Origin of the sequence: Thiobacillus denitrificans DSM 12475, assembly GCF_000376425.1 — a bacterium.
GTDB lineage: Bacteria > Pseudomonadota > Gammaproteobacteria > Burkholderiales > Thiobacillaceae > Thiobacillus > Thiobacillus denitrificans.
This window is the reverse complement of record NZ_AQWL01000002.1, coordinates 67638-89730: the sequence shown is the minus strand read 5'-3', so window position 1 is coordinate 89730 and position 22093 is coordinate 67638. Positions and strand designations below refer to the sequence as shown.

Below are 22093 nucleotides of genomic sequence, written 5' to 3'. Positions count from 1 at the left end.
GCATAGCCATAAACTGTTGTTTTCAAGTTTCAGTCAACATGTCCGTACTGCGTACATGCTGCTACATTTCCATTGCCCTTCATTGAAGCAAATGCACATGAAAGCTGTTCTATCCGGATTGATCATGTTGTGCGTCCACACCGGCGCTGCTGCGCTCGATGGCCGCGACACCCTGCCATTGCGCGGCCCGCTCGGCACGCTGGTAACCGCGCCGCACTCGATGCCCGACGCGGCGTCGGCGCCGGAACTCAGCGCACAATCGGTGCTGGTGTTCGACCAGGCCAGCGGACAGCCACTGCTGGCGAAAAACCCGGCCATGCAGACGCCGATCGCTTCGATCACCAAGCTGATGACCGCAATGCTGGTAGTGGACGCCGCGCAGCCGCTGGACGAGCGCATCACCATCACCCCGGAAGACCGCGACACCCTCAAGGGCACCGGCTCGCGCCTGGCCATCGGCGCCAGCTACACGCGCGGGCAGTTGCTGCACCTGGCCCTGATCGCCTCCGACAATCGTGCCGCGCATGCGCTGGCGCGCAACCACCCGGGCGGCCTGGATCGCTTCGTCGCCACCATGAACCGGATGGCGCACGCACTGAAGATGTACGACACGGTATACGTCGAGCCCACCGGGCTGTCGAGCGGCAACCGCTCGACCGCGCTGGACCTGGCCAGGCTCGTCGATTACACCTATCAGAACTACCCCGAAATCCGCCACATCAGCACGACCGGCCACTACACCCTGGGTACCCAGCGCGTGGTGCTGAAGAAAAAGCGCCAGAAGGCACGCGTGCTGTATCGCCCAGTCGCGTTCAACAATACCAATCGCTTCACCCGCGCGGATGACTGGCACATCGGCCTGTCCAAAACCGGCTTCATCAACGAAGCCGGTCACTGCCTGGTGATGCAGGCGCAGGTCGCCAACCGCGATGTCATCATCGTGCTGCTCGACGCACAGGGCACCCATCGCCGCGCCGGCGACGCCGCCCGCATCAAGGCCTGGCTGGAATCCGGCCCGACACATCACGTCGACAACCGCTACACCCCCGCCTCGCGCACCTGACCCACTCCCGCAGGCTGACTTACCGTCAGCCTGCGCTTCGCCCCATGTCCGCCGAGCTCGCGCAGCAGCTGCTGCTGAAAACGCTGCTTCCCCTGTCGCTGCTGATCGCCGCGGGTGGCATCTGGCCGCGCTGGCAGGCCGGCATTTCCATCGTCAGCCTGCGCGGCGAGATCAACCGGCTGGTGCTGAATTTTTTTGCGCCGATGCTGTTTTTCGCGGCCGGCGCGTCCGCCACCGTCGATCTGGGCTTGCTGCAGGTGCCTTTGCTATTGGGTGCAGCCACGCTGTTCGGCCTGGGACTGGCGGCGCTGGCGCTGTTTGCCACGCCGCTCGGGCACGGCCTGTCGCGCCCGGAGCGAGGTGCCATCATGCTGGCGTCCGGCTTCGGCAACGTGCTGTTCTTCGGCTACCCCTTTCTCTCCACGGTGTTCGGCGAACCGGGTACGCGCTACCCCTTCTTTGCCGATATGCTCGCCACCACCCCGCTGGTGTGGTCGCTCGGCGTATGGATCGCATTCCGCTGCGGACGCCATGAAGAACATGCCTCCTTTCTGGCGATGTGGCTGAGGCTGCCGCCGGTGTGGGGATTTGCCGCCGGGCTGGCGATCAATCTGTCCGGCCTGTCGCTGGCGCCGCTGGTCGAGGCCGCGCGCTGGGCCGGCAGTCCGACCATTCCACTGATGCTGTTCGTGCTGGGGCTGACCATACCGTGGCATGATCTGCGCCCGCAAAAAGCCGTTTTTGTCGCGCTCGCCATCAAACTGGCGCTGATGCCTCTGCTGGCGCTGGGGCTGGCGCAGGCCTGGCCGGGCACGCTGTCCGAACCGGCCCAGGCGGGGATACTGGAAGCAGCCATGCCGACCATGGTGATGGTGATTGCGCTCGCCGACCGCTTCGGCCTCGATACCCGGCTGGCAGGACTCATTATGGGCTGGTCAACGCTGGTAGGATTGGCTACGCTGCCATTCTGGCTGGTCGTGGTGAAAGGGGTAGCGTCATGAAAATCGGATTCATCGGCAGCGGCATCATGGGTCGCCCGATGGCGGAAAACCTGCTGCGCGCCGGGCATCAACTGACTGTTTACGGCCGCCGCTTCGACCGCCTCGAGCCCATCCTGGTGATGGGCGCCCTCGGCAAGGGCACGCCGATGGAAGTCGCCGCCGAAACCGACATCACGTTCACCGTCGTCTCCGACACCACCGACGTCGAGCAGATCATCCTCGGTGACCGCGGCCTCATCCATGGCGCCAAACCCGGGCACATCGTCGTCGACATGAGCACCGTGGCGCCGTCCGCCACCCGCCGCATCGCCGCCGCACTCGGCGAGCACGGCGTGCATATGCTCGACGCCCCGGTGTCCGGCGGCGAGACCGGTGCCCGCGAAGGCACGCTGTCGGTCATGATCGGCGGGGAAGTGCCGATCTTCGAGAAGGTGCGCCCACTGTTCGAAGTGCTCGGCAAGAACGTCGTCCACGTCGGCGGCCACGGTGCCGGCCAGGTCGTCAAATGCTGCAACCAGATCGTCGTCGGCCTTACCTTCGAGGGCGTCGCCGAGGCGATTCTGCTGGCGCGCCGCAATGGCGTCGACCCGGTCAAGATGCGCGAGGCGCTGCTGGGCGGTTTCGCCGGCAGCCGCATCCTCGATATCCACGGCCAGCGCATGCTCGACGCCAACTACAAGCCCGGTTTCAAGGTCAAACTGCACCACAAGGACATGGCCATCGTCATGGACAACGCGCAGGAAACCGCGACGCCGCTGCCTGGCGCCGCGCTGATTGCGCAGCAGATGAACGCGCTGATGGGTGCCGGCGACAGTGAACTCGATTCGTCGGCCATCATGCGCGCGCTCGGGCGGCTGACCGGCGAGAATCTCGGCAACGGCAAGTGAATTGTCCCTTTTCTGCCTGCCTTTCACCTGGTGAGGAGAGCCATTGGTTTCGCTGCCAAACGTCCCGACTGGGGTGGCAACTCGCCAGACCGATCCGGAAAACCGTATGCGGCGCGATCCCGCATCACCCAGGTATCGGCACAGGCTTGGCGTTCAGCTCAGGCGGCGCAGAGCGTCCACATCGTTGAAGACGATCTGATCGTCATGCACGTCGATCAGCTGCTTGCTGCGCAGCTTGGCCAGGACCCGGGACAGGGTTTCCGGCTGGATGCCCAGGCGCGATGCGATGACGTGCTTGGGCACCGTCAGCCGCACGCAGGGCGGCACGGTGCCCTCCGGCAACTGCTGCAGCAGGTAGCCGATCACGCGCTGGGCACCGCTTTGCAGGGTCAGGTTGTCTATCTCGTTGACCAGCCCGTGTATGCGCTGGCTCATGGTCGACAGCAGCCGCATGCACAGATCCGTATTACTCCGCAGCAATCCGAGAAAATGCTTGTTGTCCAGCTCGACCAGCCGCGTCGGCTCGAGTACGCGGGCATAGACCGGGTAACGGCCGCCCATGAACATCACCGCTTCGGCAAAGTAATGCCCGGGACGAACCAGATCCATCACTTTTTCCTCGCCGCTCGGTGCAATGCGGCACAGCTTGACGGTTCCCGACAGGACAAAGAAAAAATGCGTGGCCGGATCGCCCTGGTCGAACAGGCATTCGTTCTGCATCAATGTAAAGACACTGACGTGCGCCAGAACCTCCTCGAACTCCTGGTGCGATAACGCAGCCAGCAGATAGCCTTCTTTTAGGAATTTAATATCCGCAGAATTCATCTCCGCAAGAATAGCATTACACTTCAAGGCCCGGTTGACTTAAATCAAGGCGTGCCGACGGCTGCGGCAGGAACATGGGGCCTGTTTCGATCGTGACTGTGACTGCGTGGCCCGATCCTCCGGCAACGATGCGGCACCCCCGTTCATAACCGCAATAAGCAAGTTGGACACTCTGATTACACAGCGTTATCCGGGCTTCATCCGGGCCGTGCTTCTCGGCCTGATGCTGCTATTGGGTGCGATGCCCGGCGCCGCTGCGGATATCGACACGGCCCTTCCGCAGATACGCGCCCTGTTTCCGGCTGCCGATCGCATTGACGAACCCGAGGGCAACCCTCCCGCCCGCGCCGTTCATGCCAACGGAGAACTGATCGGCTACGCTTTTCTTACCGCGGACATGGTGCGCATTCCCGCCTATTCGGGGAGCCCGATCGACATCCTTGTCGGCATCGGCACCGATGGGCGCATCGCGGGAGCGCGCATCGTCCGGCATGAAGAACCAATTCTCGCTGCGGGCATCAGCGAGGCGCGTCTGGCGGGATTTGTCGACCAGTACCGGGGCAAGCCGGCGACCGGCCGCATTGTCGTCGGCGCAGCGCGTGAAGGCTATGCCACGATCGATGCCATCTCCGGCGCCACCATCTCGGTCATGGTCATCAACGCCACCATCACCCGCGCCGTCAGGATGGTGGCCGAATCGCGCGGAATCCATCCACCCGAGGCCGAGGTGCCGTCCGCTTCCGCCACACCGCCAACGGCGATGCCGTCACCGACGCCGCCACCGCGCAGCGCAGCGGCCCCGGTGGCCAACGCGCCTGCAACGGTCCGGCCGGTAGGTGCGCCCCCCACTCCGCCGGCCCTGGCGAAAGCCCCTGCCGAATCCCGCAGCAGTCCGTCTCGCCTCGCAATGCTCCCCGATGACGATGAGCCGATGTGGCGCACGCTCTGGCAGCAGCGCAAGGTGGAGATTGCGCTGCTCGTGCTGGGGCTGATCCTGCTCACCTGCATCCTGCTGTTTCAGGATTTCCTGGCGCGGCGGCCGTCCTTGCTCCACCGGGTGCGCACCGGTTTCCTGATCTACACGCTATTCTTCATCGGCTGGTATGCGCTGGGGCAACTTTCCATCGTCAACGTCCTGACTTTCGTGCAGGCGATCACCCACGACTTCAGCTGGGACACCTTTTTGATCGACCCGACGCTGTTCATTCTCTGGTCTTTCGTAGCGGTCACGCTGCTGCTTTGGGGTCGCGGCGTGTACTGCGGCTGGCTGTGCCCGTTCGGTGCCCTACAGGAACTGACCTTCAAGCTTGCGCGCAAGCTCAAGCTACCGTTCTTCGAGATCCCCCATGTCGTGCATGAACGGATGCTGGCGCTCAAGTTCGTGATCCTGCTGATCCTGTTTGGGCTGTCCCTGCAGTCGATGGGCCTGGCGATCCGGTTCGCCGAGATTGAGCCCTTCAAGACCGCAATCACGTTGCGCTTTCAGCGCGAGTGGGGCTATGTGGCCTTTGCCTTGGGCGTGCTCCTGCTTGCCGCGTTCAACCGAAAGTTCTATTGCAAATACATCTGCCCCCTCGGCGCCGCCCTCATCATTCCCGGTCGCTTCCACTCGTTCGAGTGGCTGCGCCGCCGCAAGGAATGCGGCAAACCCTGCCAGGCCTGCGCGGTGGAGTGCGAGGTCCAGGCCATCCGCCCCACCGGAGAGATCGTGGTGAACGAATGCCACCATTGTCTCGATTGCCAAATTACCTACTATAACGACCATCAATGTCCGCCGCTGGTGGAGAAGCGCAAACGCCGCGAACGCCGCAGCCGTGCAGATAGCCGCGTCGGGGAAATGGAAGAAGCGCCGCTTGCCTCGCGCTTGGAGGACATTCCTGTCACCGTAAAACCGTTCGCGGAGGAAAATACCGGGAACGCGAACGCGCCCTTTGGCGAGACCAGGGCGCGTTGACCTAAATCAAGGCGCCGGTGTGGCGGGATGTTTAATCTGATGTTGCAGGCAGGATTTTTCACCTAACCCGAGGGAGGATTCACAAATGAACACCAGGCTGACCATTCTGGCCGCAAGCATTTTCATCATGGGCGGCGTAACGCAAGCTACTTTTGCTACGGATGCGGCGCCATCCGGCCACCCGGGCACAAGCGGTCCCGAACTTCGATACAAGGGCGCGCCCACGTCGATGAAGCCGGAAGACACGCAAGACGTTATAACCCCCAAGGCCCCAGCCCTCACGGCGGATGAGTTCACCCGCTCCAAGCAAATCTACTTCGAACGCTGTGCCGGTTGCCACGGCGTTCTGCGCAAGGGCGCGACCGGCAAGCCGCTCACCCCCGACGTCACCCTGCCGCGCGGCACCGAGTACCTGAAGGTCTTCATCGGCTTCGGCTCGCCCGGCGGCATGCCGAACTGGGGTACCTCGGGCATCCTTACTGATGCGGAAATCGACATGATGGCGCGCTTCCTGCAGCATGAGCCGCCGACGCCGCCCGAATTCGGCATGGCCGAAATGAAGGCGTCCTGGAAGCTGAAGGTGCCGCCCGAGAAGCGCCCGAAGAAAAAGATGAACAATCTGGATCTGGAGAACCTGTTCTCGGTCACGCTGCGTGACGACGGCAAGATCGCGCTGATCGACGGCGCCAGCAAGAAGATCGTCTCGACGATCGAAACCGGATACGCGGTACACATCTCGCGCATGTCGGCTTCCGGCCGTTACCTGTTCGTCATCGGCCGCGATGCCAAGATCGACCTGATCGATCTGTGGATGGAAAAGCCCGCCGTCGTTGCCGAAATCAAGGTCGGAATGGAGGCGCGTTCGGTCGAGACCTCGAAGTTCAAGGGCTTCGAGGACAAGTACGCGATCGCCGGGACCTACTGGCCGCCCCAGTTCGTGATCATGAACGGCGACACGCTCGAACCGAAAAAGATCGTCGCAACCCGCGGCATGACGGTGGACACCCAGGAATACCACCCGGAGCCCCGTGTGGCGGCGATCATCGCCTCGCATGAGCACCCGGAGTTCATCATCAACGTCAAGGAAACCGGCAAGATCATGATGGCCAACTACGAGGACATCAACAACATGAAGATCACCGAGGTCGAGGCCGCGCGCTTCCTCCACGATGGCGGCTGGGATTCCACGCACCGCTACTTCATGTCGGCGGCGAACGCGTCGAACAAGATCGCCGTGGTCGACTCGAAGGACCAGAAGCTGGCGGCGCTCGTTGAAGTGGGCAAGATCCCGCACCCCGGCCGCGGCGCGAACTTCGTCGATCCGAAATTCGGGCCGGTGTGGGCGACGGGGCACCTGGGTGATGACAGCATCGCGGTGATCGGCACCGATCCGAAGAACCACAAGGCCAACGCGTGGAAAGTCGTTCGTTCGCTGAAGGGCCTCGGCAGCGGTTCGCTCTTCCTCAAGACGCATCCGAAGTCGAAGAATCTGTGGGTGGACAGCACGCTCAACCCGGATGCAGGGATCAGCCAGTCGATCGCCATCTTTGACATCCGAAACCTGGACAAGGCACCCGAGGTGGTGAACATAGCCGACCTGGCCAATCTGGGCGAAGGTCCGAAGCGCGTCGTGCAGCCGGAGTACAACAAGGCAGGCGACGAAGTGTGGTTCTCGGTCTGGAACGGCGCCACCCAGGAATCGGCCATCGTGGTCATGGATGACAAGACGCGCAAGCTCAAGACGGTAATCAAGGACAAGCGCCTGATTACGCCGACCGGCAAGTTCAACGTCTACAACACGCAGCACGACGTGTACTAAGCAGATGAGGCGGAGCAGTCGACCTGCTCCGCCGACTTCTCACGACGGATAACAACAACATGCGAATTCTGACGACAGCGGGAATGATGATCGGCATAGCCTTCAGCAGCGCTTTCGCCGATACGCCCCCCCTTCATCCGCAACGGCAAAGTGAACTTATCCACCTGGTACGCCAGGACTGTGGCTCCTGCCACGGCATGGAACTTCGCGGCGGCCTCGGCCCCGCACTCACCCCCCAGACACTGAAAGACAAACCGGCCAGCTCGCTGGTGAGCACGATTCTTCATGGCCGCCCCGGCACCCCGATGCCGCCATGGAAGAATTTCCTGTCCGAGTCCGAAGCGGACTGGATCGTAGACAACCTGCAAAAGGGGTTCCCCGATGCGCGCTAGAATTCCGCTGCTTCTCGTGCTTGCACTCGGTGTGCTCTCCGGCTGCGCCAATTCGAACCTGCGTGGCACCGGCGACCTCGGCGTGGTGATCGAACGCGCCACCGGCAGCGTGCAGGTACTCGACACCACCCATCGCACCAGCCTGGCGCGCGTCGACGGCCTCGGCGATCTGTCCCATGCCTCGATCAGCTACTCCCGCGACGCGCGCTACGCCTATGTATTCGGCCGCGACGGCGGCTTGACCAAAGTCGACCTGCTGACCCAGCGCATCGATCGCCGGATCATTCAGGGCGGCAACAGCATCGGCGGCGCGATCTCGGCCGACGGCAAGCTGGTCGCCGTCGCAAACTACGAACCCGGCGGCGTCAAGGTATTCGACGCGGACACGCTTGCGCTGGTCGCTGATATTCCCGCCATCGGTTCCGACGGCACCCGCTCCAAGGTCGTCGGCCTGGTCGACGCCCCGGGGCAGCGCTTCGTCTTCAGCCTGTTCGAGGCCGGCGAGATCTGGGTCGCCGACATGCGCGATCCGAAGCGGCCGGCCCTGCGCAAGTTCACCGGCGTCGGCAGGGAGCCTTACGACGGCATGATCACTTCCGACGGCCGCCACTACGCCGCCGGACTTTTCGGCGAGGATGGGGTCGCACTGCTGGACCTGTGGAATCTCGACGCCGGCGTCCGCCGTGCGCTGGTGGAGTTCGGCCGCCACGGCGAGAAGCTGCCCGTCTACAAGATGCCCCACCTGGAAGGCTGGGCCGCGACCGGCAGCCAGATCGTGCTGCCCGCGGTCGGCAAGCACGAGGTCATCATCGCCGACCAGAACAGTTGGAAGGAAGTCGCACGCATCCCGGTGGCCGGCCAGGTGGTGTTCGCCGTGGCCCGCCCGGGCGGGCGCGAGGTGTGGCTCAATTTCGCCTTCCCGAATAACGACACGGTGCAGGTCGTCGACCTTCCGTCGCGCCGGATCGTGCAGACGCTCACGCCGGGAAAAGGCGTGCTGCATCTTGAGTTTTCGCCGCGCGGCGAGCAGGTATGGCTTTCGTTGCGCGATGAAAACCGTGTCGAGATCTACGACCCGGATTCGTTCGCCCGCATCGGTACGCTGCCTGTCGAGAGCCCGAGCGGCATATTCTTTACCGTGCGTGCCCACAGGACCGGACTATGAGCGACCTTCAACTCAGCCTGCTCAACGATTTCCAGCGCGGCTTTCCGCTCGTCTCCGCGCCGTTCGACGTCATCTCGGGCCGCCTGGGCCTCGGCGTCGAGACGGTCCTCGAGACCCTGCGCCGCCTCACCCGAGAAGGCGCGATCAGCCGCGTGGGCGCCGTGTTCTGCCCCAACCGCATCGGCGTCAGCACGCTGGCCGCGATGGCCGTCCCGACAGATCGGCTCGCCGCGGTGGCGCAGCAGCTCAACGCCTACCCGGAGATCAACCACAACTACGAACGCGAACACCACTTCAACCTCTGGTTCGTCGCGGTTGCCGCGAACCCGGCGCATCTGGAGCGCGTGCTGCACGACATCGAACGGCAGACCGGGCTCGCGGTCATGCGGCTCCCAATGGTGCAGGACTATCACATCGACCTCGGCTTCGATCTGCGACACACCGTCGGCATGGCGGGGCGGACCCGCCACAAGGCGGCCGCGCCGCGTGCACTCGAACTCGACCCCCTCGACTACGCCCTGGTCGAGGCTATTCAGGAAGGCCTGCCGCTGGTCGTGCGCCCCTACGCGGCGGTCGGCGCACTGATCGGCACCGCCGAAGCCGAGGTGCTGCACCGGCTCGCGCGGCTGCTCGACCACGGCATCATCAAACGCTTCGGCATTGTCGTCCGCCATCACGAACTCGGCTTTCGCGCCAACGCCATGGTGGTGCTGAATATCCCGGACGAGCAAGTCGATGAAATCGGGCGCTGTATCGGCGCGTCGGGTCTGGTCAATCTCTGCTACCAGCGGCCGCGCCGCCTGCCCGACTGGCCCTACAACCTGTTCTGCATGATCCACGGCAAAGATCGAGGTGCCGTGCTGGAACACCTCGATCATCTGAGGGCGCAATGCGGGCTGACCGACTTCCCGTGCGAAATCCTGTTCAGCCGGCAGCGCTTCAAGCAGACCGCCGCGCGCTATGTCGAAGCGCAACCGAAAGTGGAAGCGGTGGCGTGATGGACGACCTCGACCGTGCCCTCATCAACACCCTGCAAGGCGGATTTCTGATTTGCGAACGGCCCTATGCCGAGGTGGCGGACAGGGTCGGCAGCGATGAAACGACTGTTATTGCCCGCGTCGAGCGCCTGCTGCAGGATGGCCTGCTGTCGCGCTTCGGCCCAATGTACCATGCCGCGCAGATGGGTGGCGCGCTGAGCCTCGCCGCGATGGAGATCAGCCCGGAGGATTACGAACGGGTGACAAAAATCGTCAACGACCAGCCCGAGGTGGCGCACAATTACGAACGCAACCACCGTCTCAACATGTGGTTCGTGCTCGCCACCGAGACGCCCGACGCGCAGCAGGAAACGATCGCCCGCATCGAGCGCGAATCCGGCTATGCGGTCTACAACATGCCGAAGATTCGCGAGTATTTCGTGGAACTGAAACTGCACGTATGAACGCGCCCAACGATTGCAAACCGCTCGACGAAACCGACCGCCGCATCATCCAGGCGACGCAGGCCGGGCTGCCGCTGACGACGCGCCCCTATCACGCCATTGCCGAGCAGCTGGGCGTGGAAGCGGCGGACGTGATGCGGCGCATGCAGCGCATGCTCGACCTCGGCATCATTCGCCGCATCGGCGCGGTGCCGAATCACTACGCGCTCGGCTATCGCGCCAACGGCATGACGGTGTGGGATGTCGCCGACGATCGCATCGATGAACTGGGCGAACGCGTCGGCCGGCTCGAATGCGTCAGCCACTGCTACCAGCGCCCGCGGCATCTGCCCGAATGGCCCTATAACCTGTTCGCGATGGTGCACGGAAAAACGCGGGAAGAGGTGGAGGCGAAAGCCCGCTTGATCGCCGATGTGCTGGGCCAGGTGAGCCGTGGCACCGACATTCTCTACAGCACGCGAATCCTCAAAAAAACCGGGCTGCGCATCGGCTCCTAGGAGAAAGACATGTTCCGTATCTCCCAATACATGCAGGAACTCGCCCACCCGACTGATCTGGGCCCGAAGCGCAACCCGCCCGGCCCGGTGGTGATCTGGAATCTTGTGCGGCGCTGCAACCTCACCTGCAAACACTGTTATTCGATTTCCGCGGACAAGGACTTCCCGGGCGAACTGGATACCAACGAAGTGTTCGCCGTGATGGACGACCTCAAGCGCTTTCGGGTGCCGGTGCTTATCCTCTCCGGCGGCGAGCCGCTGCTGCGGCCGGACATCTACGAAATCGCGCAGCGTGCCAAGGATATGGGCTTCTATGTCGGCCTGTCCTCGAACGGCACGTTGATCGACACGCACAACATCGACCGCATCGCCGCCATCGGCTTCGATTACGTCGGCGTCTCCCTCGACGGCATCGCGGAAACCCACGACCGTTTCCGCCGCATGGAAGGCGCCTACGAGGCCTCGCTGCGCGGAATCCGCCTGTGCCGCGACCGCGGCATCAAGGTGGGCATTCGCTTCACTCTTACCCAGGACAATGCGCAGGACCTGCCCGGGCTGCTGCAACTGATGGATGACGAGAGCCTCGACAAGTTCTACCTGTCGCATCTCAACTACGCCGGCCGCGGCAACACCAATCGCAAGCACGACGTCGTGCACCAGACCACGCGCCAGGCGATGGACCTGTTGTTCGATACCTGCTGGCGCGATCTGCAGGCGGGCCGGCACCGCGAGTTCGTCACCGGCAACAACGACGCCGACGGCGTGTATCTGCTGTTCTGGATCCGCAAGCATTTTCCCGAAATGGAGGCGCACATGCGGGCGAAGCTGGCGCAGTGGGGCGGCAACTCCAGCGGCGTCAACATCGCCAATATCGACAACCTGGGCAACGTGCACCCGGACACGTTCTGGTGGAACTACACCCTGGGGAACGTGAAGGAGCGGGCCTTCTCCGCTATCTGGCCCGACACCACCGATCCGCTGATGGCCGGCCTCAAGGCGAGTCCGCGGGCGGTCAAGGGCCGCTGCGGCGAGTGCGCCTTTTTCGACGTCTGCGGCGGCAACACCCGGGTGCGCGCTTATCAGCTCACCGGCGACCCGTGGCAGGAAGACCCGGCCTGCTACCTCGACGACGAGGAAATCGAGGTCACCACCCAGCACGCGCGGCTGACGATGACGCCCTACGTGCCGCTGCGGCGGATGGCGCGCTGATGCGGCGCCTGCTTGCGGTCTGCGTGCTGGCCCCGGCCGCGCTGGCGCTGATGCCGTCGGCATCGGTCGCCGCTCCGGCTGCGGCGATCTACGCCCAGCATTGCGCCAGCTGTCACGGCGCCGATCGTCTCGGCAATACCGGACCGGCACTGCTGCCGGAAAATCTGGAGCGGCTGCGCAAGCCCGCCGCGCTGAAAGTCGTCGCCGAGGGTCGCGCCGCCTCGCAGATGCCGGGGTTCAAAGACAAGCTGTCGGCCGCCGAGATTGAGGCGGTGACCGACTTGGTCTACACCGCCCCGGCCAATGCAGCGGCCTGGGGGATCAATGAAATCAACGCGTCCCGGCTCGAGCATCACCCGGCCGGAAGCCTGCCGGACAAGCCGGCATTCAAGGCCGATCTGCTCAACCTGTTCGTCGTCGTGGAGACCGGTGACCACCACGCGACGATACTCGACGGCGACACCTTCAAGCCCGTCCATCGCTTCCAGACCCGGTTCGCGCTGCATGGCGGCCCCAAGTTCACACCCGACGGACGCTATGTCTATTTCGCCTCGCGCGACGGCTGGATTTCGAAATTCGACATCTGGAACCTCACGACCACGCATGAGATCCGTGCGGGCATCAATACCCGCAATCTGGCGGTGTCGGGTGACGGGCGCTACGTGCTGGTCGGAAACTACCTGCCGCAGACGCTGGTCGTGCTCGACGCTGCCGATCTCACGCCGCTCAAGCTGATCGAGGCGGGGGACGCGAACGGCAAGCGCTCGCGCGTCTCCGCCGTCTACGACGCGGCGCCGCGCAAGAGCTTCATCGCCGCGCTGAAGGACGTCAAGGAGGTATGGGAGATTCCCTACAGCGACGACCACGAGCCGATCTATTCCGGCCTGGTGCACGACTTCCGGATGGCGGAGGCGCTCGCTGACAAGGGGCCTTTCCCGGTGCGGCGCATCCCGCTCGCGGATTACCTCGACGATTTCTATTTCGACCAGTCCTACACCCACCTGATGGGCGCGTCGCGCGACGGCGGCAAGGGCCAGGTGATCAATCTCGATGCGCGGAGCAGGGTGGCCGACCTGGAGGTGCCCGGCATGCCCCATCTCGGTTCCGGCATTACCTGGGAGTATCAGGGCCGGCCGGTGATGGCGACGCCGAACCTCAAATCCGGCGTGGTCAGCATCATCGACATGAAAAACTGGCAGGTGATCAAGCGGATCGACACGCTGGGCCCCGGTTTTTTCATGCGCAGCCACGAGAACACGCCCTATGCCTGGACCGACAATTTCATGAGCCCGGCCAAGGACACGCTCACCATCATCGACAAGCGCACGCTGGAGATCGTGCGCACGCTCACACCTGCGCCCGGCAAGACCGCCGCGCACGTCGAATTCACCCGCGACGGCAGGTATGCCCTTGTCAGCATCTGGGAAATGGACGGTGCCCTGGTCATTTACGACGCGGCGACGTTCGCGGAGGTCACGCGCATTCCCATGAGCAAGCCTTCGGGCAAGTACAACGTCTACAACAAGACCACACGCTCCGCCGGCACCAGCCATTGAGGTCTCCTTTGCGACGGGCGCCCGTCGCCCCGTGCTGCGCAGCCAGCAGAAGTGCCCGAAGCAAGGGCCGTTGCTTTAGGACCGGTTGACTGGGTAAGCTGTCCTTTTGGTAACGGCGCCCTGCAAAACAGGGCTTTCTGGCGTGAAGCAATCCGACCCCTTGCTATTCCGGCAACAGGCGCTGATCGACGGTGAATGGCGTGACGCCGCCGACGGTGCGCGCTTCGCCATCTCCAATCCAGCCAATGCGGAAACCATCGGCCACGCGCCACGCTGCAGCGCCGCCGATACCGAGCGCGCGGTCGCAGCGGCGCACGCGGCATTTGCAGGCTGGCGCGCGACGCCCGCAAAAGCCCGGGCGCAGTTGCTGCGCCGCTGGTTCGAACTGATGCTGGTCTATCGTGACGATCTCGCCGCGATCATGGTGCGCGAGCAGGGCAAGCCGCTCGCCGAGGCGCGCGGCGAGATCGACTACGCGGCGAGCTTCATCGAATGGTTCGCCGAGGAGGCGCGGCGCGTCTACGGCGACGTGGTGGCGTCGCCGTGGGCGGACCGGCGCATGCTCACGCTGCAGCAACCGGTCGGCGTGGCGGCATTGATCACGCCGTGGAATTTTCCCGCCGCGATGCTGACCCGTAAGGCCGGCGCAGCACTCGCCGCCGGCTGCACGGTGGTGGCGAAGCCGGCTTCGCAGACGCCGTTCACCGCGCTGGCGCTGGCCGAGCTGGCGCAGCGCGCGGGGTTTCCGCCGGGAGTGCTGAACATCGTCACCGGCGACGCGGCGACGATCGGCGGCGTGCTGACGTCGCACCCGCTGGTGCGCAAGGTGTCGTTCACCGGCTCGACTGCGGTGGGCAAGCAGCTGCTCACGCAGAGCGCCGCCACACTCAAGCATGTGTCGCTCGAACTCGGCGGCAACGCCCCCTTCATCGTGTTCGACGACGCCGATCTCGACGCCGCGGTGGCGGGCGCGCTCGCCAGCAAGTACCGCAACAGCGGACAGACCTGTGTGTGCGCCAACCGGGTGCTGGTACAGGATGCGGTGTTCGATGCCTTCGCCGAAAAATTCGCCGGTGCCGCCGCCCGGCTGAAGGTGGGCAACGGCTTCGAAGCCGGGGTGGAAATCGGCCCGCTGATCAATGCCGCCGCATTGCGGAAAGTCGAGGCGCACATCGCCGATGCGCTGGCGCAGGGCGCGACACTGCTCGCCGGCGGCAGCCGCCACGCGCTCGGCGGGCAGTTCTTCCAGCCCACGGTCTTGCGTGACTGCACGCCCGACATGCAGGTGTGCCGCGACGAGACCTTCGGCCCGGTGGCGCCGCTGATCCGCTTTGCCGGCGAGGCGGAAGCGATCCGCATGGCCAACGACACCGAGTTCGGGCTTGCCGCCTACGCCTACACCCGCGACCTCGGCCGCGCCTGGCGGCTGGCGGAAGCGCTCGACTACGGCATGGTCGGCATCAATGCCGGGCTGATCTCCACCGCCGAGGCGGCGTTCGGTGGCGTCAAGCAGTCGGGGCTGGGACGCGAAGGCGGCCGCAGCGGCATCGGCGAATATCTGGAAAGCAAATACGTCAGCCTGGGCGGGTTGGGGTGAAACCACTTCGCCCCGCAGCCCCGCGTTCCGTCATCGTCATCGGCGCCGCCAGCGGCGCCGGCGCGCCCGACCCGGCCACCGGCAAGGGGCCGGACGCGCTGCGCCGCTGGCAGGTGTTTCACGACTCTCCGTTGCAGCATGTGGAATGGGACGCGATCCTGCGGGTGCCGCGCGCGCAACGGGACACGCCGCTGCATGCCGTCGCGGCGCTCGGCGCCCGCCTGGCCGGGGAGGTGGCAGCAGTGCTGCAGGCCGGTCATTTCCCGCTGGTGGTGGGCGGCGACCATTCCTGCGCCATCGGCACCTGGAGCGGCGTGCGGCGTGCTTTGGCTGAGCGCGGCCCGATCGGCCTGATCTGGATCGACGCCCACATGGACAGTCACACCTTTGCCACCACGCCGAGCGGGCAGATTCACGGCATGCCGCTGGCCGCCCTGCTGAGCCACGGCGAGGCGGAACTCACCGCCATCGACGGCGCGGAAGCCAAGCTGCGCCCGGAGCACGTCTGCCTGATCGGCGTGCGCAGCTTCGAAGCAGGCGAGGCGGCGCTGCTGCACCGGCTGGGAGTGCGGGTGTTCGACATGGAGGAAATCCGCCGGCGCGGCCTGTCCGAAGTATTCGACGACGCCCTGGCCATCGTGCGGCACGGCACTGCCGGTTTCGGTGTGAGCGTCGATCTGGACGCGCTCGACCCCGAGGAAGAGCCGGGCGTAGGCAGCCCGGTGCCCGGCGGCCTGCGCGGCGCCGAGCTCGCCGCCGCGTTGTCCCTTTTGCGCGGCGATCCGGCCTTCGTGGCGATGGAAATCGTCGAGTACAACCCGCGGCGGGACCGCGGGCACGCCACCGCCGACGCTGCCGGCGCGCTGCTCGACGCCGTCGTGCCGCTCAAGCCGCCGGCGCGCTAGCGTCTATTCGAACTCCATCGCCCGGTACACCCGCCCGGCATTGCTGCGCGCCAGCTCGTCGGCGGTATGCAGGTGCATGTAGGCCGACTGGTCGACGCGATAGGCGTCGTCGAGCGAGCCGCCGTTCCTGATGACCTCGGCGACCTTGGCCCGCAGGTGCACCAGGTAGTCGCGCGTCCACTTGCGCACGGTCGCCATATCGGTCGGGCCGCCATGGCCGGGGATGACGATCGCGGCGCCGAGCGCCTCGAACTTGTCCCAGGTCTCGATCCACTTGGCAGTGTCGGTGTCCTCGAAGATCGGCAGCATGCGCACGTGGAAGGCGGTGTCACCGGCGATCACCAGCTTCTTCTCGGGCAGCCACACCATGGTGTCGCCGTGGCTGTGCGAGGAACCGAGATGCAGGATCTGCAGGTTCCACGAGCCCATTTTGAGGTCGAGCCTGTCGTCGTAGAGCGTGTCCGGCATCACGAACTCGGTCTTGAACGCCTTGTCGCGGGCGCGCGCGCGCATCACCTCCAGCGAATCGTAGCCGGTCTTCTCCATGTACGCCGCGGTATCGCGCTGCGCGATGATGGTGACGCCCTGTTCCTTCCAGTATTTCGAGCCGAGCATGGCGTGGCCCTGGCTGTTTTCCAGCACCACGTATTTCACCGGCTGCGTGGTGCGCTTCTTGATTTCCTCGTGCAGGCTTTGCGCCAGCAGGTAGTTGTCGCCGGCGTTCACCACCAGCACGCCGTCGTCGGTGATGACGAAGGAAAGGTTGTTGTTGTGGCCGGAATTGTCGTAGCTGCCCGGCGCGGTGGCACCGATCGCCGACCACACGCCGGGGATGACCTCCTGCGGCAGGTCGTACAGAAAGGACGCCGGCACCTTGTCGAATTGCTGGATGGGCAGGCCGGCGCGCTTCCAGTTGAAGAAGCCGTCGCGGTAGTTGCTGACGTTCGTGTAGCCGAGCCTGATCAGGGTGTCGGCGGCCAGGGGGCTCCTCTGGCTGACGCCACAATAGACGACGATGGGCGTGGCCTTGTCCGGCACCGCGGCTTCGATCTGGAATTCCAGCTGGCCACGCGCGATATTGAAGAAACGCGGCGCATCGACGTAGCCCGACAGGTTCAGCTCGGCCGGGGTGCGGACGTCGATCACCACTGTTTGCGGCTGTGCCTTCATCTGTGCAAGAAAGCCGGCGGTATCGAGCTGCGGCACCCGCGCATTCACCGCGTCGAGCATGCCTTGCGCGGTTTGGGTGATTGCGGGCGCTTCGGGCGGCGGGGTGACGATGGCGGAAAGGGTTTGTGCCTGTGCCGTGGCGCCCAGCAACAGGGCGGCCGGGAGCAGGGCATGCGGAAAACGGATGGCTTTCATGACGGTCTCCTTGGGTTTCTGGTGCGGCGGCACGCAGGCCCGATGTCAGTCTGACGCCAGGCCGACGAACGGGTTCTCGCGACGTTCGTGTCCGAAAGTGGACATCGCGCCGTGCCCCGGCACGAAGCGCACGTCGTCGCCGAGCGGAAACAGTTTGCCGCGGATGGCCGCCAGCAACGCCGCATGGTCGCCGCGCGGAAAATCGGTGCGGCCGATCGAGCCCTTGAACAACACGTCGCCGACGAAGGCGAGCCGCGCCTCCGGCTGATAGAACACCACATGGCCGGGAGTATGGCCGGGGCAGTGCAGCACGTCGAGTCGCACGCTGCCGACCTCGATCCGGTCGCCGTCGGCGAGCCACTGGCCGGGGCTGAACGCCTGCGCGGGTGGAAAGCCGAACAGCTCGGCCTGTTGCGGCAGTGCGTCGAGCCAGAATTGCTCCTCGCGCTGCGGACCGACGATCGGGATGCCCAGCGCATCGCGCAGTTCCACCGCGGCGCCGACGTGGTCGAGATGGCCGTGGGTGAGCAGGATTTTTTCCAGCGTGAGGCCGCGCCGCGCCACTTCGGCCAGCAGGCGCTGGGCCTCCCCGCCGGGGTCGATCAGCGCGGCGCGGCCCGCTGCGTCCCACAGCAGCGAGCAGTTTTGTTGATACGGCGTGACGGGGAGGATGGTAAATTCCATGCACCGATTATCCGCCGAATCTTTCCCGACATGCCCGCACCCGACGCCCTGCTGCTGCTGTCCACCCATTGCCCGCACTGCCCGGCGGTGTTCGCCGCACTCGCCGATCTGGTCAAGCAGGGCACGCTCGGCCGCCTCGAAGCGGTCAATCTGGAACAGCATCCCGAGGTGGGACAGGCGCTGGGAGTGCGCTCGGTGCCTTGGGTGCGGATTGGCCGCATCGAACTCGCCGGCGTGCACACCAAGACCGAACTCGCCGAGTGGGCGGCCAAGGCCGACAGCGACGCGGGGATGGCCGACTATTTCCACCTGCTGCTGAAGGAAGGCCAGCTGCCGCGCGCGCAGGCAATGATCGAAGCCGAACCCGCCCTGCTGGCGGCGGTGCTGCCCATCGTCGGCAATGTCGACGCCAGCCTCAACGTGCGGCTGGGGGCCGGCGTGCTGCTGGAAACCTTTGCCAGCAGCGGCACGCTGCGCACGCTGCTGCCGCATCTGGGGGCGCTGTCGCAGCATGCCGACGCGCGAGTGCGGGCGGATGCCTGCCATTACCTGGGGCTGACCGGCGAGGCCGCGGCACGGCCGTGGCTGGACGCGCGGATCACGGACGACGATGCGGACGTACGCGAGATCGCAGCGGAAAGCCTGGACCGGCTGCCGCCCGAAACATGACCCCGATTACAGGGCTGGCTTGGCATCTCCTTCGGTGCTACAGTTCTGGCTGTACCGCCCGGGCCTCGCCTGGGCGGTTTTCATTTGCGCTTTGATGCAGGAGCACCCCATGGAAATCACCAATCGGCCCGCCATTACCGTATCCGAAAGCGATCTTGATCGCCTGGAAGCGATGCTCTCGGCCTTGCCCGACGATCACCCCGGCGCGGAGGCGCTGCACGAAGAACTCGATCGCGCGCAGATTCTCCCATCCGATGAGATGCCAGCCGATGTCGTCACCATGAATTCGCGTATCCGCTTCGTGATCGAACCTGCGGGCAAGGAGGTGGAAATGACGCTGGTTTATCCGCGCGACTTCACCGGCGCACCCGGCCAGCTGTCGGTGATGGCATCGGCCGGCATCGCCGTGCTCGGCCTCACGGTCGGCCAGCACGTCGAATGGCTGGCGCCGGGCGGGCAAAGCGTGCGTGCGCGCATTGTCGACGTCACCTATCAGCCCGAACGCACGGGGGACTTCACCCTGTAACGTCGTCCGGGATCGCGCCCCGCCCGCTGCGGTCCCGCCTGCCCGACCCTGCGCCACATGTCCGTCCCCGCCGCCTACGTCGGCGTGATCCTGATCTGGTCCACCACGCCCCTGGCCATCCAGTGGAGCGCGCAAGGGGCCGGCTTCAGCTTTGCGGTGATGGCCCGCATGCTGATCGGACTGGCGATCTGCCTGCTGCTGCTGCGCGCCCGCCGCACCCCGTTTCCGTTCACCCCGGCCGCGCGGCAGCTTTACGCGATCAGCGGCCTGTCGCTGTTCGTGTCGATGCTGCTCACCTACTGGGGCGCGCTGCACATTCCCTCGGGGCTGATTTCGGTCATCTTCGGGCTATCGCCGCTGGTCACCGGCGTATTCGCAGCGCTGTGGCTAAGTAAGCGCACGCTCACGCCGATCCGCCTGACAGGCCTGGGACTGGCGCTGGCCGGACTGTGGCTAATTTTTGGCCAACCGTGGCCGGGAGACGGTCAGGCCACCGCAGGTACCGCCGCCGTGGTGGCGGGCATGGTCATCCAGGCGCTCGGGCTGGTGTGGATCAAGCGGCTCAATCTGCGCGCCTCGTCGCTCGCCATCACCACCGGATCGCTCGGCGTCGCCGCACCCTGCTTCGTGCTGGCCTGGCTGGTAACCGACTCCGCCCAGCTGCCGTCCGACACCACGCTGCGCGCCGGCGCGGCCATCGTCTATCTGGGCACCCTCGGCTCGGTGGTGGGCTTCACCCTGTACTACTTCGTCATCAAGCATCTGGATGCCGGGCGCGTCGCCCTGATCACACTGATCACTCCGGTTTCCGCGCTGCTGCTGGGGCAGGCCCTCAATCACGAATGGATCCCGGGAAGCGGCTGGGCCGGCATCGCGCTGATCGGCGCGGGGCTGTTGCTGTACGAATGGCAGGCCCTGCGACAGTTGAGCAGACGCCGGGCGAGGNCGCAGGACTGAGATCCCGGCTTGGCCCGGAAACACCTACTCCACGCTTGAACCCCCTGCGCACGTCCTGAACAACCTCTTTATTGATATTATTATCCTTTTACGATATTTATATCGCCCATGTCCCTGATCCGCTTTTCCAGCACCTTCAGCCTGCTGCTCTTCGTCGCCTGCGCCAACGCCGCCCCCAGCCACAGCGCGGATAAGCCCGCCTCGCCGTCGCCCGAAGCGATGCACGAAAAACTGGCGCAGATCAGCCAGGACCCGGCCAGACTGTCGGACGCGATCCAGCGCGGGCAAAAGGACGCTGCGGTCTGTCGGCACTGCCATGGCAGCGGCGGCAACAGCGCGATGGCCGAGGTACCCAATCTGGCCAGCCAGAATGCCGGCTATCTGCTGGAGCAGATGAACAAGTTCGTGCAGGGGCAGCGCAAGTCGTCGGCATTCATGGAAGGGATGATCAAGGCCCTCAGTCCGGACGAGCGCATCGACATTGCATTGTTCCTATCGCAGCAGCCGGTCACCCGCAAGCCCGCCGGCACGAACCCGCAGAGCCTTGCCGGCAGGCGGCTGTACGCCTCACTGTGCGTCGCCTGCCATGGCGCGAGCGGCGACGGCAACGGCAAGATTCCGCGTCTGGCCGGACAGCAGACCCAATACGTGGAGGACTCGCTGAAACGCTATCGCAGCGGCAGCGGCGAGCGCATCGATCCGAGAATGGCCGCCTACACGCGCAACCTGAAGGATGGCGACATCCGGAATCTGGCCGCCTACCTGGCCACCATGCAGCCCTGAGCCCCAAAGCCGGGCGCGTCTCCCCGCAAGATTCGGGGATTTTCCCGAATCTTGCGGCCGATTATTTCTTGAACAGGTCGTCCAGCGAAGCGGGGGGTGCGGGGCCGGCTTCGCCGCTGCCGTCCTGGCGGACAAACAGGGCATCGAGCGCGCCACGGCTGGCCTGTGCCATCGCCGCACCGCCGCCGCGGTAGGCCTCCAGCCGCGGCACGAACCAGCCGCAATCGTTGGCGCGCGTCTTGTCGGCGACGCGTTCGGCCGCTAGCTCGCGGCACTGCCCGGCACGGTGCACGTCATGGTGGCGGCACGACTTGCAGACATGCAGTTCGGTACGACAGCTCGGACACACCTCGCGCCGCCCCAGCGGCAGCAGCATCCCGGCCAGGCTGGCACCGCATTTCCAGCAGACCAGGCTCATGGCGTGAGCAGCGCGTGGTACTGCAGGTCGGCCAGCGCGACCTTCTGCAGTGCGCGCGCGTGGGTTGCATCGAGGATCACCGGCGGCGCCACGCCGGCTTCCGCCGCGTCGAGCCAGCGCACCGCGCACACGCACCAGCGGTCGCCCGGCTGCAGGCCGGGAAAATCGTATTCCGGTACGGGGGTGACCAGATCGTTGCCCTGCCGCAGGGAATAATCGAGAAATGCCTGGGTCATCTGCACGCACACCGTGTGGCCGCCGATGTCCTGCGGCCCGGTATGGCAGGCGCCATCGCGCAGGAATCCGGTCATCGGCGCCACGCTGCACATCTGCAACGGGCCGCCCAGCACACTGCGCGCGTCGCTCATCTTACGCTCCAT

At 65.2% G+C, this 22093-nt stretch carries 23 protein-coding genes; 18 read left to right on the top strand and 5 right to left on the bottom strand.

Translation table 11 applies throughout. The features are described from left to right. Positions 1-97 precede the first annotated feature (97 nt). Genes B059_RS0102775 through B059_RS0102765 form a run of 3 tightly spaced genes read left to right on the top strand, consistent with a single transcriptional unit; the run spans position 98 to position 2951 of the window. Positions 98-1063 (top strand): D-alanyl-D-alanine carboxypeptidase family protein, encoded by a 966-nt coding sequence (locus tag B059_RS0102775; RefSeq protein WP_026177264.1) that lies wholly within the window; start codon positions 98-100, stop codon positions 1061-1063. Positions 1064-1107: 44 nt separating this feature from the next. Further along, positions 1108-2064 carry an AEC family transporter gene (locus B059_RS0102770; RefSeq protein WP_018076717.1) on the top strand — a complete coding sequence of 319 codons (957 nt, stop codon included), beginning with the start codon at positions 1108-1110 and terminating at the stop codon, positions 2062-2064. Continuing rightward, positions 2061-2951 (top strand): 2-hydroxy-3-oxopropionate reductase, encoded by an 891-nt coding sequence (locus B059_RS0102765; RefSeq protein ID WP_018076716.1) that lies wholly within the window; start codon positions 2061-2063, stop codon positions 2949-2951. The genes B059_RS0102770 and B059_RS0102765 overlap by 4 nt, the downstream gene beginning before the upstream one ends. A 153-nt stretch (positions 2952-3104) precedes the next feature. On the opposite strand, the gene B059_RS0102760 is transcribed toward B059_RS0102765, so the two are convergent. Further along, complete coding sequence (locus B059_RS0102760) at positions 3105-3776, bottom strand: Crp/Fnr family transcriptional regulator (protein WP_018076715.1); 672 nt, start codon at positions 3774-3776, stop codon at positions 3105-3107. A 163-nt stretch (positions 3777-3939) separates the two neighbouring features. Between B059_RS0102760 and B059_RS0102755 the strand changes: the two genes are divergently transcribed. The 11 genes from B059_RS0102755 (at position 3940) to B059_RS0102705 (ending at position 16311) form a co-directional block, all read left to right on the top strand. Then, complete coding sequence (locus tag B059_RS0102755) at positions 3940-5730, top strand: NosR/NirI family protein (RefSeq protein WP_018076714.1); 1791 nt, start codon at positions 3940-3942, stop codon at positions 5728-5730. Between the two features lie 85 nt (positions 5731-5815). Next, on the top strand, positions 5816-7549 hold the full coding sequence (locus B059_RS0102750) for a nitrite reductase (protein WP_018076713.1): 1734 nt from the start codon (positions 5816-5818) through the stop codon (positions 7547-7549). 59 nt (positions 7550-7608) lie between these two features. Continuing rightward, positions 7609-7941, top strand: coding sequence for a c-type cytochrome (locus tag B059_RS0102745; protein WP_026177263.1), 333 nt, complete (start codon positions 7609-7611; stop codon positions 7939-7941). Next, positions 7931-9106: a cytochrome D1 domain-containing protein gene (locus B059_RS0102740; protein ID WP_018076711.1), complete on the top strand. Its 1176-nt coding sequence runs from the start codon at positions 7931-7933 to the stop codon at positions 9104-9106. Before B059_RS0102745 ends, B059_RS0102740 begins: the two co-directional genes overlap by 11 nt. After that, entirely contained in the window at positions 9103-10104 is a 1002-nt protein-coding gene (gene ahbB, locus B059_RS0102735) for a siroheme decarboxylase subunit beta (RefSeq protein ID WP_018076710.1), read from the top strand. The genes B059_RS0102740 and ahbB (B059_RS0102735) overlap by 4 nt, the downstream gene beginning before the upstream one ends. Beyond that, positions 10104-10547 carry an Lrp/AsnC family transcriptional regulator gene (locus B059_RS0102730; RefSeq protein ID WP_018076709.1) on the top strand — a complete coding sequence of 148 codons (444 nt, stop codon included), beginning with the start codon at positions 10104-10106 and terminating at the stop codon, positions 10545-10547. The genes ahbB (B059_RS0102735) and B059_RS0102730 overlap by 1 nt, the downstream gene beginning before the upstream one ends. Beyond that, positions 10544-11044, top strand: coding sequence for a siroheme decarboxylase subunit beta (gene ahbB, locus B059_RS0102725; RefSeq protein ID WP_018076708.1), 501 nt, complete (start codon positions 10544-10546; stop codon positions 11042-11044). The genes B059_RS0102730 and ahbB (B059_RS0102725) overlap by 4 nt, the downstream gene beginning before the upstream one ends. A gap of 9 nt (positions 11045-11053) precedes the next feature. After that, complete coding sequence (gene nirJ, locus B059_RS0102720; protein WP_018076707.1) at positions 11054-12253, top strand: heme d1 biosynthesis radical SAM protein NirJ; 1200 nt, start codon at positions 11054-11056, stop codon at positions 12251-12253. Continuing rightward, the gene (locus B059_RS0102715) at positions 12253-13809 is read left to right on the top strand and encodes a nitrite reductase (protein ID WP_018076706.1); all 1557 of its coding nucleotides are present in this window, start codon (positions 12253-12255) and stop codon (positions 13807-13809) included. The genes nirJ and B059_RS0102715 overlap by 1 nt, the downstream gene beginning before the upstream one ends. Before the next feature lie 142 nt (positions 13810-13951). Further along, positions 13952-15406: an NAD-dependent succinate-semialdehyde dehydrogenase gene (locus B059_RS0102710; RefSeq protein WP_026177262.1), complete on the top strand. Its 1455-nt coding sequence runs from the start codon at positions 13952-13954 to the stop codon at positions 15404-15406. Next, positions 15403-16311: an arginase gene (locus B059_RS0102705; RefSeq protein ID WP_018076704.1), complete on the top strand. Its 909-nt coding sequence runs from the start codon at positions 15403-15405 to the stop codon at positions 16309-16311. Before B059_RS0102710 ends, B059_RS0102705 begins: the two co-directional genes overlap by 4 nt. Before the next feature lie 3 nt (positions 16312-16314). Here B059_RS0102705 and B059_RS18520 read toward each other — a convergent pair whose 3' ends face one another. Beyond that, the gene (locus B059_RS18520; RefSeq protein WP_018076703.1) at positions 16315-17676 is read right to left on the bottom strand and encodes an MBL fold metallo-hydrolase; all 1362 of its coding nucleotides are present in this window, start codon (positions 17674-17676) and stop codon (positions 16315-16317) included. A 45-nt stretch (positions 17677-17721) separates the two neighbouring features. Next, the gene (locus B059_RS0102695; RefSeq protein WP_018076702.1) at positions 17722-18360 is read right to left on the bottom strand and encodes an MBL fold metallo-hydrolase; all 639 of its coding nucleotides are present in this window, start codon (positions 18358-18360) and stop codon (positions 17722-17724) included. Between the two features lie 30 nt (positions 18361-18390). On the opposite strand from B059_RS0102695, the gene B059_RS0102690 reads away from it, so the two are divergent. From B059_RS0102690 to B059_RS0102675, 4 genes are all read left to right on the top strand, one after another. Beyond that, positions 18391-19029 carry a HEAT repeat domain-containing protein gene (locus B059_RS0102690; RefSeq protein ID WP_018076701.1) on the top strand — a complete coding sequence of 213 codons (639 nt, stop codon included), beginning with the start codon at positions 18391-18393 and terminating at the stop codon, positions 19027-19029. Between the two features lie 109 nt (positions 19030-19138). After that, positions 19139-19555, top strand: a complete 417-nt coding sequence (gene rnk / locus B059_RS0102685; protein WP_018076700.1) for a nucleoside diphosphate kinase regulator — start codon at positions 19139-19141, stop codon at positions 19553-19555. Between the two features lie 57 nt (positions 19556-19612). Beyond that, positions 19613-20512, top strand: coding sequence for a DMT family transporter (locus B059_RS0102680; protein WP_018076699.1), 900 nt, complete (start codon positions 19613-19615; stop codon positions 20510-20512). A 108-nt stretch (positions 20513-20620) separates the two neighbouring features. After that, the gene (locus tag B059_RS0102675) at positions 20621-21295 is read left to right on the top strand and encodes a c-type cytochrome (RefSeq protein ID WP_018076698.1); all 675 of its coding nucleotides are present in this window, start codon (positions 20621-20623) and stop codon (positions 21293-21295) included. A gap of 61 nt (positions 21296-21356) precedes the next feature. On the opposite strand, the gene B059_RS0102670 is transcribed toward B059_RS0102675, so the two are convergent. Together B059_RS0102670 and B059_RS0102665 are read right to left on the bottom strand one after the other, a co-directional pair. Continuing rightward, positions 21357-21713, bottom strand: coding sequence for a hypothetical protein (locus B059_RS0102670; RefSeq protein WP_018076697.1), 357 nt, complete (start codon positions 21711-21713; stop codon positions 21357-21359). After that, a complete protein-coding gene (locus tag B059_RS0102665; protein ID WP_018076696.1) occupies positions 21710-22081 on the bottom strand; it encodes a DUF2237 family protein in 372 nt (123 codons plus the stop codon). The genes B059_RS0102670 and B059_RS0102665 overlap by 4 nt, the downstream gene beginning before the upstream one ends. Positions 22082-22093 lie beyond the last annotated feature (12 nt).

Coding starts and splice junctions, on each gene's coding strand:
- B059_RS0102775 (WP_026177264.1), top strand. CDS start 98: ATGAAAGCTGTTCTATCCGGATTGATCATGTTGTGCGTCCACACCGGC.
- B059_RS0102770 (WP_018076717.1), top strand. CDS start 1,108: ATGTCCGCCGAGCTCGCGCAGCAGCTGCTGCTGAAAACGCTGCTTCCC.
- B059_RS0102765 (WP_018076716.1), top strand. CDS start 2,061: ATGAAAATCGGATTCATCGGCAGCGGCATCATGGGTCGCCCGATGGCG.
- B059_RS0102760 (WP_018076715.1), bottom strand. CDS start 3,776: ATGAATTCTGCGGATATTAAATTCCTAAAAGAAGGCTATCTGCTGGCT.
- B059_RS0102750 (WP_018076713.1), top strand. CDS start 5,816: ATGAACACCAGGCTGACCATTCTGGCCGCAAGCATTTTCATCATGGGC.
- B059_RS0102745 (WP_026177263.1), top strand. CDS start 7,609: ATGCGAATTCTGACGACAGCGGGAATGATGATCGGCATAGCCTTCAGC.
- B059_RS0102740 (WP_018076711.1), top strand. CDS start 7,931: ATGCGCGCTAGAATTCCGCTGCTTCTCGTGCTTGCACTCGGTGTGCTC.
- ahbB (WP_018076710.1), top strand. CDS start 9,103: ATGAGCGACCTTCAACTCAGCCTGCTCAACGATTTCCAGCGCGGCTTT.
- B059_RS0102730 (WP_018076709.1), top strand. CDS start 10,104: ATGGACGACCTCGACCGTGCCCTCATCAACACCCTGCAAGGCGGATTT.
- ahbB (WP_018076708.1), top strand. CDS start 10,544: ATGAACGCGCCCAACGATTGCAAACCGCTCGACGAAACCGACCGCCGC.
- nirJ (WP_018076707.1), top strand. CDS start 11,054: ATGTTCCGTATCTCCCAATACATGCAGGAACTCGCCCACCCGACTGAT.
- B059_RS0102715 (WP_018076706.1), top strand. CDS start 12,253: ATGCGGCGCCTGCTTGCGGTCTGCGTGCTGGCCCCGGCCGCGCTGGCG.
- B059_RS18520 (WP_018076703.1), bottom strand. CDS start 17,676: ATGAAAGCCATCCGTTTTCCGCATGCCCTGCTCCCGGCCGCCCTGTTG.
- B059_RS0102695 (WP_018076702.1), bottom strand. CDS start 18,360: ATGGAATTTACCATCCTCCCCGTCACGCCGTATCAACAAAACTGCTCG.
- B059_RS0102690 (WP_018076701.1), top strand. CDS start 18,391: ATGCCCGCACCCGACGCCCTGCTGCTGCTGTCCACCCATTGCCCGCAC.
- rnk (WP_018076700.1), top strand. CDS start 19,139: ATGGAAATCACCAATCGGCCCGCCATTACCGTATCCGAAAGCGATCTT.
- B059_RS0102675 (WP_018076698.1), top strand. CDS start 20,621: ATGTCCCTGATCCGCTTTTCCAGCACCTTCAGCCTGCTGCTCTTCGTC.
- B059_RS0102670 (WP_018076697.1), bottom strand. CDS start 21,713: ATGAGCCTGGTCTGCTGGAAATGCGGTGCCAGCCTGGCCGGGATGCTG.
- B059_RS0102665 (WP_018076696.1), bottom strand. CDS start 22,081: ATGAGCGACGCGCGCAGTGTGCTGGGCGGCCCGTTGCAGATGTGCAGC.